Origin of the sequence: Flavicella sp., from assembly GCF_029238425.1 — a bacterium.
Taxonomy (GTDB): domain Bacteria; phylum Bacteroidota; class Bacteroidia; order Flavobacteriales; family Flavobacteriaceae; genus Flavicella.
This window is the reverse complement of record NZ_JAQWGB010000059.1, coordinates 18,958-34,388: the sequence shown is the minus strand read 5'-3', so window position 1 is coordinate 34,388 and position 15,431 is coordinate 18,958. Positions and strand designations below refer to the sequence as shown.

Genomic DNA, 15,431 nt, shown 5'->3' with positions numbered 1-15,431 from the left:
TTAACTTAACCTCCTTATTGGTTGTTGGCAACCAACTTGACAAACGTAATTCTTGCATTTTGCAAAGATAAGCAAACTAGCGTTTGAAATTACCTCCCAAATTTTTGAATTATTTAGATCGTCTTAGAAAACAAATTATTTTTTGTTCCAGTTCTCTGAAGTAACAAGTCAAAGGCCATACATATATTTCTAACAAAAGGTCTTGCTTTATCTGGAACGCTCAAACCATTCTCTGAAATGATAACCAAACCATCTTTTTCTAACTCTTCCAATCTTTTTAATGTTTCAGGAAGTTCAGGAAATTGCATCGATTTATTGTTCCATGAGGTCTCAAAATGACACATAATATTTAAAATATGCTTTCGAATAATTAAGTCTTCCTCGCTTAATAAATGTCCTTTAAAAACAGGAAACTCACCTTTATGGACCAGTTCTTGATACTCCTTAACCGTTTTTACATTCTGAGCAAAACTATACCAAGAATCTGCTATAGAAGACATCCCCAACCCAACCATCAACTGAGTTTTATTCGCAGAATACCCCATAAAATTCCGATGCAACTTTTTTGTTTCCATGGAGGCAAATAGAGAATCCGTTGTCAGTGCAAAATGATCCATACCTACTTCTTTATAACCACAATCTTCTAACAATTTTTTACCTGACTCATACAAAGAGCGCTTTACTTCATTATCTGGCAAATCTTTTTCATCAAACCCCCTTTGACCTACCCCTTTTACCCAAGGTACATGAGCATAACTATAAAAAGCAATACGATCGGGGCTAAACTCATTTGTTTTATTTATGGTAAATAATACATCTTCGAGTGTTTGAAAAGGCAATCCAAATACCAAATCGTGACTTATAGAAGTATAACCAATCTCCTTGGCCCATTTTGTAACATTCTCTACGTTTTCTGCAGGTTGAATTCTATGAATAGCCTCTTGCACCTTTATATTGTAATCTTGAACACCAAAACTTACTCTTGTAAAACCAAAGTCATACAAAGTTTGCAAGTGTTCTTTTGTAGTGTTATTCGGATGCCCTTCAAAACTATATTCATGTTTCGCGTGTCTTTTTGAAGAGCTGAAAATACCCGATAAAAGTCGATTTAAATTGTGCGGACTAAAAAAAGTTGGTGTGCCTCCTCCAAAATGCAACTCTCTAATAATTGGAGTTTCTTCGAAGAGATCCACATACAATTGCCATTCCTTTAGAAGTGCTTCTATATAAGGATTTTCAACCTCATGTCTTTTTGTAATTCTTTTGTGACAGGCACAAAACGTACACAAACTTTCACAAAACGGGAGATGTATGTACAAACTAATTCCTTCAGAACTATTGGACTCCTCAAAAGATAATTTTGCAGTTCTTTTCCACTCCTTCAAAAGAATCCCCTTCTTATTCCAAAACGGAACGGTAGGGTAACTGGTATATCTAGGTCCTGGAATATTGTATTTTCTTATTAAAAGATCGCTCATAGAATTGTTTTACAAGGGCAAAATTAAACATGACCCCTAAAAATATTGATGACAAATATCACTTTATTTGTTTAGTAACATTGAAAAATTCACTAATTTAAGGCAAGATTTACTAAACATTAAAATGAATCGCTATGACTTTACTCATAAAACAACTTATGCTCTCTGGTTTAATTGTTTGCTTGTTCTCTTGCAAAGACACAAAACCCAAAAAAAACAAAAACTACATCTCTAACAAAGTAAGTGCTACTTCACAAACACTCCATAATAACATCAGTGAATATAAATTAATAACAAATTTAGACCACCATCAGATGGCAAAAGAGGCAGGTGTTTATACTCCACCTTCCATCGCTACTATTTTTTCATCTTCCGAAATAAATACTGCTTTGATAAAAGAAAATCAGTTAGTTGCTCTTGATTTACCTTTTAAAATCCTTTGTTATGCTGAGAAGGACACAACTGGTGTAAATATCGCATATACCTCAGGTGATTTTATTTCAAAACGTCATGAAATCCCTTTAAATCATCTCAAAGGATACAACCAGGCCATGAATCAAACTCTAGCCCAATTACCTACCAATTTAATTTCCAATACAAACACAAAAGACATCTCTAAAAACTTTGGAATCGTAACTCTGAAATCCGATTTCAACTTTGAAACAACGGTCACCAATTTAAAAAATATTGTCATGTCACAAAATGACACTCAGTGGTTTGCCGATATCGATTTTCAAAAGGAAGCTAAAGATTTGAATATTGACATCAGACCGACTAAATTATTGCTTTTTGGAGGGCCTGCTCCTGGAGGAAAAGCGATGGTAACCACTCCTAAAATTGGATTGGATGCGTTTTGTCAAAAACTTTTGGTATACGAAGGTTCCGACAAGCATATTTTCATCTGTTATAACGATATTGTTGCTTTTTCGGAATTGTATTACAACACATCTACAAAACCTCAGCATTTCATTAATAAAAGGCTAAAAGCAACCTTTAGCAAAGCTATTCACAAAGAATAAAATATCCTCTATTATAAAACACGGTTATTCTTTAACTAATTTGTTATAATTAAATTGTAAATTTAGTCCCTGAACGGAATTACTTCCGTTCCTATGAATTCGCTCAAACCAAACAACATGACCTCATTATCTTTGAATAATATTCAAAAAGAAATGACTGACAATCATTTATATCTTAATCTAACTGAAGTACAAATTTCTCAACTTAAATCTCAAGGCTGTTCCTCTAAGTGTTGGGACACAGTTTGGATTACTGAAAAAACTGACCTTTCAAAAATACAACAGGTTACCTTTAGTAGTGATGTAAAAATTGGAGCTATCAGTGGTGAAAATACGGCTTTTGGAGGAGTTGTTAGAGATAATGGAATTTACAATGCGCATTTGCACAATTGTAATATAGGCGACAATCCTTTTATAAAAAACGTTGAGAATTATATTGCAAACTATATCATTGGCGCTAATGTGATCATTGAAAATGTAGGACATATTGCCGTGAATGAAACCTCTACTTTCGGAAATGGAACGATTGTAGAAACCATCAACGAAGGAGGTGGTAGAGAAATACCTATTTACGACGACCTATCTGCTCAGATAGCATACATACTTGCTTTATACAGACACAGAGATGACCTAATCGACAATCTAAAGGAAATGATTAGTGACTATACCAGCTCTATTGAATCTAATATTGGTACTATAAAAGACAATGTTAGAATCCTAAATTGTAAAGCCATTAAAAACACCAACATAGGAGAAAATGCAAAACTGGAAGGTGTCGCAAGTTTGAAGAATGGAAGTATCAATTCTTATCAAGACGCACCGGTTTACGTTGGATCAGAGGTAATGGCAGAGAATTTTATCATTTCAAGTAATAGCTCTGTGGATAACGCTACGATCATTTCTAATTGCTTTGTTGGACAAGGTTGTATCTTGGACAAACATTATTCTGCAGAACACTCATTATTTTTTGCAAATAGCCAAGGATTTAATGGTGAAGCCTGTTCTATTTTTGCAGGTCCTTATACGGTTACGCATCATAAATCCACTTTACTGATTGCTGGAATGTTTTCATTTATGAATGCCGGTAGTGGATCCAACCAAAGTAATCACATGTATAAATTAGGTCCAATTCATCAAGGTATTCTGGAAAGAGGAGCTAAAACAACCAGTAATTCCTACATTTTATGGCCTTCTAAAGTGGGAGCTTTTACGTTGGTTTCTGGTAGACATTATAAAAACGTAGACTCTTCAAACCTTCCTTTTTCTTATTTGATTGAATCTAAGAATGACAGTATTCTAATTCCGGGAATCAATTTAAGAAGTGTCGGAACAGTAAGAGATGCTCAAAAATGGCCAAAACGTGACACTCGTAACGAGAACCACAGAATAGATATCATTAATTTTAATCTATTAAGTCCATTTACAATTCACAAAGTTGATGGTGGATTAAAGATTTTGAAAGATCTTGAATCCCTATCAGGAAGTAGTGCTAAGGAATACAATTATGCCGGCATGAAAATAAAAGCGAGTTCTTTGAAAAAAGGAATCAATATTTATACTATTGTCATCAACAAATTTCTTGGAAACTCGATCATTAGTAGAATCCAAAACAATACTATCCAGAACAAAGAAGAACTTATTGCAATTCTTCAACCAAACTCTACCATTGGGAAAGGAAAATGGTTGGATGTAAGTGGAATGATTTGTCCTATTGAATCTTTAGATTCATTTCTAAACAATATAGAAAACAAATCAATTGATAGTCTTGATAAGGCACAGAAAGCACTTGAAGAAATTCACAACAACTATTACGAATATGAATGGAATTGGGCGAGTACCCTCTTAGAAAAACATTTCAAAGTTGAATTGGACAAAATAACTCCAGAAAATGTAATTGATATTGTAAAACAATGGATCAACTCTGTTGTTGAACTTGACAATTTATTATACGAAGATGCGAAAAAAGAATTCTCTTTATCAACGCAAGTTGGTTTTGGAGTAGATGGAAATCTTAAGGAAAGAGCCAAAGATTTTGCCAGCGTACGTGGTGATTTTAAAAGCAACTCCACAGTAAAAGAAATTCTAAATCATGTCGATAAGAAAACGAAATTATCGAACGATATTATACAACAACTTCAAAAATTAGCATAAAAAAAGGGACTACAATTTGTAGTCCCTTTTTAATTTTTATTTTAACTAGTACATCGACCAAGACTTAATAATCTTACCAAAATAACCATCTTCGGTATCACTATAAAATCTAACCCATGAATTTAAACTATCGTACCTATAAGACCTTAAAGTCGATCCTTCGGTGCTACTCTTAGAGTTCGGCTGTCCAAGCTCATCGATTACACTATTCATCGTTGAGCTATTAACTCTCCATCCATGTGGTAAATCATATGGATAATCAATATATGGAACATTACCATTTTCAGTTATAACATAGTAGTTTGAACTATACAAAGAAATGTAAAAAACTACATCCGTACTTTTAACGACTCCAAAACTGATTCCTTTAGAAGGGTAAGACCAAAATTCATATGGGTTTCCATCCGTCGCACTCACTAATAGAGGCTCACCCAACAATTTAGTGATCTTTTCAGCCTTATCAACATCAATCTTAATTCCTTCAATTACCTTTCCATCCTGAACTCCATGTTTATAAAAACCAACATTGACCGTTTTCACATCATCAGAATAATTTCCTTCCGCATCTTTTAATGCTACATATACTTTCCCGTAAACAGATTCGTCAGCACTGATTTCATATCGTCCATTAGCGATTCTTTCAAATTTAATTTGAGAAGACTTATTCGATGTAATTTCAACATCAGAGTAACCAGAAGCATCAATCGTTAATTCAATCGTCTCGTCCGTAAAAGTCATCTCTTTTGAAACTTCTATTCCACTAAAAATCATTGGATCCAGCTCCTCTCCACTATCTTCAGAACAAGATGCAAACACAAGCACAGCTACAAGCCATGCAGCTAATAATTTTAATTTTTTCATACAATTTAATAGGTTTAAGTTAAGCGAACACTAAAGTCATTTCAAAAAAAACGATAGCATTCAATTTTATTAAATGTAAATATAACGCTTAACGAAACAACCTACAAAATATTTTCCCATATTATGATATATGGGACTTTTCGAAAATACATTCAAAAAAACCTTTTATTGCATGGGTGAAAATAATTTACTATCTCCCCAACTAACCACTTAAAACCATACTTATGATTAAAAAAATTACTTTTTTCATTATCACGATAATTAGCGGATTCCTATCGGCTCAAACACCATCACTATCTGCTTCGCCTGGTGTAGGAGGATCGATAACACAAACAGTTAACCCTTCTAAAGGTTAACTGTTATAAAACGACAACTAACAAAACCACCATAATACTCAGACTATAATGGAATATTTATGGTGATCCTAGTTCCTTCACCAATGGTAGAGTTTATAAACAAACGACCATTTACATAATTAACACGCTCACGCATAAAAAACAAGCCCATTCCTAAACCTTTTTCAGAATTGATCATCTGATTGGTATCAAAACCATTTCCATTATCATCAATCATGATACTCAAAAGATCTTTGGTATGTGTTACAGAAACTAAAACATAGGTAGAATCAGCATATTTCAATGCGTTATTTGTTGCTTCTTGTGCAACCCTATATAGGTTCGTTTCGGTCAAGGAATCAAAGCGTTCATTAAAATCAGTCTTATTTTCAAATAATATATTTTTACCTGAAAGCTTAGATATTTCCTGAGTCATTTTACGCAAAGCAGGAGCAATCCCATGATCAATTAATTCTGGAGGAGTCAAACTAAAAGTTACCGCTCTGACATCTTTAATCAACTGTCCAAACACAATCTTTAAATCAGCTAATTTCTCTTCTGCCTTTTCAGGATTCTCCAAGTTAATGGACTCTACACTAAACTTCAATGCCGTCAGTATCTGACCAATTCCGTCATGTATATCTTTCGCAATCCTCTTTCTTTCTCCTTCTTGTGCTTCAACAATCTGACTGGCTTGATCTTTTTGAAGCTGCACCTTACTTTCGTAGTCTTCTTGCTTTATTCTATCTATTTCCTCTTGTGTCTCCTTTCTTTCAGTAATATCATTTCCAAGAATAAATAAACTTTGCTTTCCATGTGATCTATTCATAGGAATCACAGAAATCTCCATCCATAAAATCTCTCCTGTTTTAGAAGTAAGCTCCACCTCACCCATCCAACTTTTCTGACGAGTCGTTAAAAAAACATCTTTTAATTTTTGTTGTTGTCCTTCCTTTTGAGTCAACAACAATTCAATAGAACCACGAATATCATTTTTTTCCAATTTTAATAAATCAGAAAACTTTTTACTCATATAAAGTACAGTACCATCCAATTTGGTACTGGCAAATAGAGCTGCATTATCTACCACAAAATTCAAACTTTCAAGTTCTTGATAAGCAATTTCTTTCAATTCATATTGCTCTTTCAACTCAGCAATTTGCTCTTTGTTATAAATATTGGACTTGACAAGAATTTGAATAATTTTTTGAAAATACTGTTTGATAAACACAAGAATAATCAACACAAAAAATAACACAGCCAATAGGGACAATGAAAATTCTACTTGAAAAAAATTCAAGAGCATGTACAGAAACACCGGCAATCCTGCCAATAAAAGAAAAGACCTTATCAAAAGTCTTTTTAAAAGTAAAGGGATATTTGTGTATTCAATTTTATTCTTCTGCATTTTGCAAAAGTATAAAAAAAGAACACAACTCTATTTATGTTACTACTAATTGAAGAACTACTTATAAACCAAGTGCTTTTTTTACTAGCGATAAACCTAGATCAGAATAGGTTAATTGTAGTGCAGCATCATGTCCTTTTTCCGACATTTTTTTCCAAGTTTTCTGAATTATATCAACAATTTTCTCTTCAGAATGTTTTTCTATGAATGGATCAAAATAAAACTGTAAAAACACCAAACAAATAACATCTTCTATTGTTTGAGTGTCTTCATTTCTTTTCAATTGTTTTTTCTGTAACAAAAAAGAAACTTTCTCCTGTACATCTTTATCATAGCCTACAGATGCTAAAATTTCTGAAGCCTTTTGTGCATGAAATTTTTTCAATTCCGTTCTCCACTTCAAATAACCCGGTCTATTCATTTCATAAGAATCTCTAGGAATCTCCCAGCGACAAATATGCTGACAACGTGCTGCCAATTGCACCTCTTCTGAAGCTTCAGCATCAAACCCTTCTAACATGGCAGTCATTCGCTCTCCATACAAAACTTCTTTAGGATATTCTTTTCCTTCCCAAGTTTCTTTGTTCGGATCTTCACTATTTGCTAAATCAAATAATTTTATTGCTTCTTGAAATTGTGCTGTTGCCATAGTTCTAAAAATTGAAAAGATCCAACACATGGGTGCTGAATCTTTTACAAAAATAAAATTAATTTAGATCTTATTGGTGTTTTAAAACAAAAAATCTTAGGCTAATTATCTATTCAGAAAATCCTAAATACACAAATCCATCTTCAACTTTCACAGGATAAACTGCAATCGCGTCTAAATCGCCATTTAAATTCTCTCCATTATCCAAAGAGAATGTTTTTTTATGCAAAGGACAAGCTACTTTAGGCGTCCCACAGTCGTCTCCAATCATCCCTCTAGAAAGTACCATTTCCATTTTATGAGGACATAAATTTTGACAAGCATACCATTTACTTTCTCTTGTGAAATTAAATACGGCAATTTGCTTATCCTTGTATTTTACGCAGGCACCTCCATTTTCAGGAAATTTAGATACTGGAGCTGCTTTAAACCAAACTTTTACTTCATCAACGTTAGTTGTAAAATACTTTTCTAATACTGCTGACATAATTTTTATTTTTTACCCCTATTTGGGATTAATTACTTTATACTCTTTAATACATTCTTTGACTCTGCTCTATAAGAGGATCACAATTCAAAAACAACCTAAATTATCAAAAGATTGCTTTTGAATTATTGTGCTCCTCCATTCATAGAAATCAAACTATCTTTATGCATTCCACAATTCAGGCATTTTTTGCTCTCTTAGAGGAACGAAATTTAAATTTTCGTCAATTTCCTCAGAGTTTACAAAATGACTATACCTATTTTGTATTTCAATATTTTCTATGGCTTGTTTCCACTCACATTTATAAGTATCAATCAAACCTGCCATTTCTTTATCTAAATCTTCACAGATTCCTAAACTATCGTTGATAACGACATCTTTTAGGTATTCTATTCCTCCTTCTAATTTATCCAACCAAGCAGCAGTTCTTTGCAACGGCAATGCTGTTTTGATGTAAAACATTAAGAATCTATCTACATATTTCACAACCGTTTCATTGTCGATTTTTTCAGCCAACAACTCAGCATGTTTAGGATTTGCTCCTCCATTACCTGCAACATATAAATTCCAACCACCTTCAACAGCGATCATTCCAAAATCTTTACAACGGGCTTCTGCACATTCACGGATACACCCTGAAACTCCTCCTTTAAATTTGTGAGGAGAACGGATTCCTTTGTATCTATTTTCTACTTCAATAGCAAAACTCACACTCTCATCCATTCCGTAACGACACCAAGTAGATCCTACACAACTTTTTACAGTTCTTAAAGACTTCCCGTACGCATGTCCACTTTCAAAACCTTCATCAATTAGGTCTTTCCAAATTTTTGGCAACTCATCTAAACGAGCTCCAAACATGTCAATACGTTGCCCCCCTGTAATTTTTGTATACAAGTCATATTTCTTAGCAATTTCCCCTAATACGATTAACTGTTGCGGTGTGATTTCTCCACCCGCTACACGAGGAACAACGGAATAAGTACCATTTCTTTGAATATTTGCCAAAAATCTATCATTTGAATCCTGAATAGTTTCTTGTTCATTTGCTGTTTCATTATAGATACTTGCAAATAAGGAAGCCAATGCAGGCTTACAAATCTCACAACCATTTCCTTTTCCATGTGAATCTAACATCTCATCGTAAGATTTGATTCCCTTCATAGTAATTATATCAAACAACTCTTGTCTTGAATAATCAAAATGCTCACATATATTTTGCTTCACTGTTTTACCAGAAGCTTTCAAAGTTTCATCAAGAATATCTTGCACCATTGGTTTACAACCTCCACAACCTGTTGTCACTTTCGTATCCGCAGCCAATCCTTTTAAAGTATCTACTCCTTCTTCAATTTTACAACAAATAGCTCCTTTCGTAACCGACTCACAAGAACAAACCACCGCTTCATCTGGTAAATCTAAAACAGACCCCATGCTTACTCCTTCTCCACCTCTAGAACCTAATATTAAATCCTCTGGGTTTTCCGGAATAGCCAATCCGTTTAAAAATATTTGATGCAACATATTATAATCACTTGCATCTCCAACCAAAATACCTCCTAACAATGATTTCCCATCCTTAGACACATTGATTGTTTTGTATATTCCTTGGAATTTATTTTCGTATACGATACTAATCCCTTCCTTGCTTTCATTTAATGCATCTCCAAAACTTGCTACATCAATACCACTCAACTTTAATTTTGTTGACATATCAATAGACGTTGGCATTGAAGCTTCTATCTCTCCCAAGATCTGATCCACAGCTACACCAGCCATATCATATCCAGGAGCCACCAAACCATAAATCATTTGGTTCAATAAAGCACATTCTCCAATAGCATAAATATTATCATCAGAAGTTTTCATATCGTTGGTCACAAGAATCCCTCCTCTTGTTCCCACTTCCAATCCACATGTTTTTGCCAATTCATCTCTTGGACGAATACCAGCAGAAACTAATAACATATCCACAGGCAAAGTTTCATCTTTAGAAAACTTCATTCCTGTAATTGCTCCGTCTCCTTCAATATTTTGGGTTCCTTTATTTAAAAGAATACCAATTCCTAAATCCTCCAATTTCCCTTGAAGTACTTTACTAGCATCATTATCTAACTGTCTTGGCATCAATCTAGGCGCAAATTCAACTACAGAAACATCAAGTCCCATATCAATAATTGCCTTACCTGCTTCCAATCCAAGAAGTCCACCACCCAAAATAGCAGCTTTACCATCAGGCTTTTGTTTTTTTATTTCCTCAACATAAGCCATTGTTGCATCCAAATCCTCAATGGTTCTGTACACAAAAACCCCATCTTTCTCCACACCAGGAATTGGCGGAACAAAGGCAGAAGACCCTGTTGCTAAAATGATATAATCATAAGAATACTCCTTATCACTAATCGTAGTTATTGTTTTATTCGTTCTATGAATATCTGTTACACGTTCGTTTGTGATCAACTCGATTCCATTCTCTTCATACCAAGATCTTGGAGCCATACTCAAACGTTCTGCATTTTGATCTGCAAAATATTCACTCAAGTGCACTCTATCATATGCCGGTCTAGGCTCTTCTCCGAATACTATCAATTTGAATTCAGTTAGATCTGCTTTCGCCACAAATTTTTCGCAAAATTTGTACCCTACCATACCGTTACCTATAACTAAAATCGTTTTCATATTCTATGTGTTTATTATTAACACAGCAAAACTACGTAAAATTACGTAACCATACGTAGTTTAAACCATTAATTTTACGTAAGAAACTAAATTATTCATTGTTCTTAATTTATGTATTGAGATTTTATCAAATCAACATAAAACAGGTTTCAATATTGTATAATGCATAGTTTAAACCTACTTAATCGCAGCTTTGGTCGTCAGCATAAAATAATCACAAGAAAACAAAACACCAAACAACAAGAGACTCCCCTATTCTCAAAAACTTTCTAACCAAACGAATAACAAAAAAAATTAAACTTCAAAAAAAAGCATTTTTAGATTACAAAAAATTAAAAATCCATATTAAATAAACATTATTTTAAATTTAAGAAAACAGACACCCAGGTCCTGACTCTAACCTTGAAACAAATGAAAAGTATAAAATGATAAACCAACCCTTCACCCCCAAAAACATCAATAACCTAAAAAAACCTCATAAAAGCAACAATCTGTTTTTTTACTGACTTATTTCCATAGTTAAGGACATAAAAAACATTCTTTTTCACAACATATTAAGTATTAATACGTAGTTTGTTAATTATTTTACGTAATTTTGTGACCAACAACACAAAACACAGCAATTATGTCAGACTGTATCACATGCGAAAACACAGATTGTTTAATCAAAAAAAACATAAAAAACCCAAATATTGAAAAATACTTGGTAGAAAAACACAATATCAAGTGTAAAAAATCGCAACAATTTATCATGGAGGGAGCTCCTGCTCATGGACTATTCTTTGTTAGAAAAGGACAAGTTAAGGTTGTAAAAACAGGTATTTACGGGAGAGAACAAATTGTAAGATTTGCTCATGATGGTGAAATAATTGGTCATAGAGGTTTTGGTAGCGGAAAAAATTACCCAATTGGAGCTTTGGCAATTAAGGAAACACATTTATGTAATTTCACCAATGAAATTTTGATGAAAATGCTTCATGAAATTCCAGACCTAACATTTGATTTGATGCTTTTCTATTCTGAGGAACTTAACAGATCTGAAACGAAAGTTAGAAAATTTGCCCAAATGACCGTGAGAGAAAAAGTAATAGACTCTTTTCTATATATCAACAGAAAGTTTGGACAATCTGAAGACGGGTATTTTAATATTCAATTGCCTAGAAAAGATTTTGCAGATTTCGCAGGAACTACGGAAGAACAAGTTATTAGAATCATTTCATCTTTAAAAAAGGAAAAACTTGTCATTTCAAAAGGCAAGAAACTTGGGATCGCAGATTTAGAGTTACTAAAAAAAGAAATATCTGAACACAATTATTTCTTAGATAGCTGAACTTAAAAAACAAACATATCAAACACCTCCTTTATCATTTTTTAAAGGAGGTGTTTTTATTTAAAAATCCTTTGAAATAATATCACCCTAGGTTTACCTAATCATTTAGAATAATAAATACATTTGCTGTAAAAAAAGTATTGCAAACCAAAATGGTGCATTTCTCCGTGTATTTAAATAATTCTTACTATTTTACATTAGTTTTTCAAAAGAAAACAACCTAACAACAAACTCTGATTCACAATCAGTTACAAAATAAAGCGCCCTAACAATGATGCAAAAAATAAAAAACATTACCCTTCTTACTTCACTTATAGTAATCCTTTCAGGATGTAAATCCAGTGTAGAGGTGATCAACGCATGGAAATCAGACAAACTAAACACCATTGTTGATCAAAATATTTTGGTGATTACTAGAACTGAAGACAATAAAAAAAGAGGGGCCTTTGAAGAACAAATGGTAGCTCATTTAAAGAAAAATAAAATCAAGGCAAGTACAAGTTACATGAAAATACCAATTTTCAATGACCAGAGAGAATACACAGATGAAGAGAGAAAGGAGCTTGTTGCGAATATAAAAGAACTTGGATTCAATGCCATCATCCTAACCAGTGTTAAAAAAAGAAGTGAAAAAACAGTAACTACTGAACACGGTGGATACTACACAGGAGGAAGTTATAGTTCACTATACCCACAATATTATGGTGGATTTTACGGATACTACAATCACCCTTACTCACATCCAACATATCAAAGTTATGTCCCAAGCGAAACCTATACAGACATTAGAAAATCGTTTGTTTTGGAAACTGTAATTTTTAATTTGGAACTCGCCTCAACAGAACAACTTGTAGCTGTGGTAACTTCCGCCGTAGACGATCCTGAAACCGTATATACTGCTGCAGAGGAATATGTAAAAGAAATAGCAAAAGCATTAAAATAAAATATCATGAACAAATCACACATCTACATTCTAATTCTAGCGATCTCATTATTCAGCACTAAAAACTTCAAGGCTTTAGCACAAACAGAAGAGACAACAAAAACGGAAGCAGCAACTGTTGACTACCCTACATTACCTGTCGGAACAATCATTTTTGTAAAAGCTACTAAAGACATCTATGCTAAAAACTTTCAAGCAGGGGATCATTTTTTCGTAGAATTGGATAGAGATGTTACCTCAAAAGGAAAAGTCTTAATCCCAAAGGGAACTTTGGTTCAAATGGAAGTGCTTATTTCAGAAAACACAAAAAGACGTGGTAGCAAGTTTGCTATTACTATTGGTGGTTTTATTGTTGACAATTATGTTCAGAAATGCAAAACAGAAGGAAAACAAGTAGAAACCGAAGGAAATGGTAGAAACACAATGCGAAAAGCAGCTATCGGCGCTGGTGTTGGTGCAGCCTTTGATGGTGGTGAAGGTGCCGGGAAAGGTGCTGCCGTTGGTGCTGCCGTTGGAATGTTAAAACCGGGTACGGTAATTTATTTTCCTAAAGGGACTGAAGGTACTTTTCAATTAGCTGAACCACTTGTTGTAAATTGGCTGTAATTTTTTAAACCGCATGAAAAAACTTAAGGTTCTTTTTTTATTACTCCTATTTAGCAATGCTATGCATTCACAGGTATTGTTGAGTTTAATTTTTGGTGATAAATTGAATTCCGAAGGTTTGGAATTCGGACTAGAGGGAGGAGTAAACTGGGCCAATATTTCAAATTTAAACAATGATGGCAGCGTAAGAAATTACAATCTTGGTTTTTATTTTGACATTACCTTAAAAGAAAGATTACACTTAGATACAGGTGTACTCGTTAAATCAACTTTAGGAGCAAATAATTTAAGCTCAGAAGATTTAACTTTTTTAGAGATCCCTACAGAATCTGAACCAGGTAGCTACAAACAAGAACTAAGTTATTTTATAGTTCCGGTATTATTAAAATACAGTCTTAAAAATAGAATTTATTTTGAAGGAGGGCCACAGATTGGCTGGATGCGAAAAGGCTTTGTAGAATTTAATTATGATGATGGTAATGAAGAAATCAGAATTAGACATTCAAATTCAGATGCGATCAATAAAATTGATGCAGGAATAACATTGGGAACAGGTTATCGACTAATGAAAAATGACGGCATGACAATTGGAGTTAAATACTATTTTGGTATGGTTGACGTTTATAAGAACCGAACCGGAACCAAAAACAACAGTTTATTCTTAAAACTAAATGTTCCAATTGGAGCAAATGCCGCTAAGAAAAAGAGAGAAGAAAAAGAAAATAAAATGAATGAATAACATCATAAGTATTTTCATTAAAATATAGATTTAATTAATTACAGAAACACCCAAAATAAATAAACAATGAAAAAAACAATTCAATTTTTAGGATTCATTTGTGCACTAGTACTTCTGAATTCCTGTTACAAGTCACCAGACCTTGGTGGACTTTCTTCTGAGCTTGTAGTTGCTACAGACGTAGATTTAGAAGTAGATTTCGCTAATTTTGACACATACTATTTATCAGATACTATTTTTATTGTCACAAATAGCATCTTGGATGATAGTATTATGGTTGCAACACCAAGCAATTCTCCACATTACAATGTTGCCGCAGTACAAATTATTCAAGAAACTGAAAACAACATGAGTGACAGAGGGTACGCTAGAACTATAACGCCCTCTGATGTAAATGATGGAACTGCTGAAATCGCCCTTGCAACGGCTATTATTCGAGTAACTAACACCGGTCAAACCTGCTGGGGTTGGTGGGGTGGTTACCCAGGATACTGGCCTCCATGGGGATGGGGAGGTGGTGGATATTACTACCCATACTGCTCTTATTACAAATTTGACACAGGTACTTTGAGTATTGAAATTGGAGATTTAACCAATCCTGATAATGTAGGTAGAATTCCTAGCGCATGGAATGCTGCTATGTTCGGTGTATTAAGTACATATGACACTACCAATATAGAAAGAGCTGTACGAGGAGTAGAACAAGCATTTGATCAATCTCCATATATCCAAAACAATTAAAACCT

At 33.7% G+C, this 15,431-nt stretch carries 13 protein-coding genes; 7 read left to right on the top strand and 6 right to left on the bottom strand.

The annotated features are described in order from the left end of the window. Nucleotides 1-113 precede the first annotated feature (113 nt). Complete coding sequence (gene hemN, locus P8H68_RS04175; RefSeq protein WP_300322048.1) at nt 114-1,478, bottom strand: oxygen-independent coproporphyrinogen III oxidase; 1,365 nt, start codon at nt 1,476-1,478, stop codon at nt 114-116. 134 nt (nt 1,479-1,612) lie between these two features. Here hemN and P8H68_RS04170 point away from each other — a divergent pair, with 134 nt between their 5' ends. After that, a complete protein-coding gene (locus tag P8H68_RS04170; RefSeq protein ID WP_300322045.1) occupies nt 1,613-2,497 on the top strand; it encodes a DUF302 domain-containing protein in 885 nt (294 codons plus the stop codon). A gap of 117 nt (nt 2,498-2,614) precedes the next feature. Next, a complete protein-coding gene (locus P8H68_RS04165; RefSeq protein WP_300322042.1) occupies nt 2,615-4,648 on the top strand; it encodes a DUF4954 family protein in 2,034 nt (677 codons plus the stop codon). Nucleotides 4,649-4,693: 45 nt separating this feature from the next. Here P8H68_RS04165 and P8H68_RS04160 read toward each other — a convergent pair whose 3' ends face one another. The 5 genes from P8H68_RS04160 to nirB all read right to left on the bottom strand — a co-directional run bounded on the left by P8H68_RS04160 (nt 4,694) and on the right by nirB (nt 11,067). Beyond that, nucleotides 4,694-5,509, bottom strand: coding sequence for a hypothetical protein (locus P8H68_RS04160; RefSeq protein WP_300322040.1), 816 nt, complete (start codon nt 5,507-5,509; stop codon nt 4,694-4,696). 399 nt (nt 5,510-5,908) lie between these two features. Further along, a complete protein-coding gene (locus P8H68_RS04155; RefSeq protein ID WP_300322037.1) occupies nt 5,909-7,252 on the bottom strand; it encodes an ATP-binding protein in 1,344 nt (447 codons plus the stop codon). 61 nt (nt 7,253-7,313) lie between these two features. Next, nucleotides 7,314-7,901: a DUF4202 domain-containing protein gene (locus tag P8H68_RS04150; RefSeq protein ID WP_300322034.1), complete on the bottom strand. Its 588-nt coding sequence runs from the start codon at nt 7,899-7,901 to the stop codon at nt 7,314-7,316. Between the two features lie 109 nt (nt 7,902-8,010). Beyond that, nucleotides 8,011-8,388 (bottom strand): nitrite reductase small subunit NirD, encoded by a 378-nt coding sequence (nirD, locus tag P8H68_RS04145; protein ID WP_300322031.1) that lies wholly within the window; start codon nt 8,386-8,388, stop codon nt 8,011-8,013. 162 nt (nt 8,389-8,550) lie between these two features. After that, on the bottom strand, nt 8,551-11,067 hold the full coding sequence (gene nirB / locus P8H68_RS04140) for a nitrite reductase large subunit NirB (protein ID WP_300322028.1): 2,517 nt from the start codon (nt 11,065-11,067) through the stop codon (nt 8,551-8,553). Between the two features lie 625 nt (nt 11,068-11,692). Here nirB and P8H68_RS04135 point away from each other — a divergent pair. From P8H68_RS04135 to P8H68_RS04115, 5 genes are all read left to right on the top strand, one after another. Then, complete coding sequence (locus tag P8H68_RS04135) at nt 11,693-12,397, top strand: Crp/Fnr family transcriptional regulator (RefSeq protein ID WP_300322025.1); 705 nt, start codon at nt 11,693-11,695, stop codon at nt 12,395-12,397. Between the two features lie 271 nt (nt 12,398-12,668). After that, entirely contained in the window at nt 12,669-13,340 is a 672-nt protein-coding gene (locus P8H68_RS04130; protein ID WP_300322022.1) for a hypothetical protein, read from the top strand. A gap of 6 nt (nt 13,341-13,346) precedes the next feature. Next, nucleotides 13,347-13,946, top strand: a complete 600-nt coding sequence (locus tag P8H68_RS04125; protein WP_300322020.1) for a hypothetical protein — start codon at nt 13,347-13,349, stop codon at nt 13,944-13,946. Nucleotides 13,947-13,959: 13 nt separating this feature from the next. Beyond that, nucleotides 13,960-14,685: a porin family protein gene (locus tag P8H68_RS04120; protein ID WP_300322018.1), complete on the top strand. Its 726-nt coding sequence runs from the start codon at nt 13,960-13,962 to the stop codon at nt 14,683-14,685. A 66-nt stretch (nt 14,686-14,751) separates the two neighbouring features. Next, nucleotides 14,752-15,426 (top strand): DUF4136 domain-containing protein, encoded by a 675-nt coding sequence (locus tag P8H68_RS04115; protein WP_300322016.1) that lies wholly within the window; start codon nt 14,752-14,754, stop codon nt 15,424-15,426. Nucleotides 15,427-15,431 lie beyond the last annotated feature (5 nt).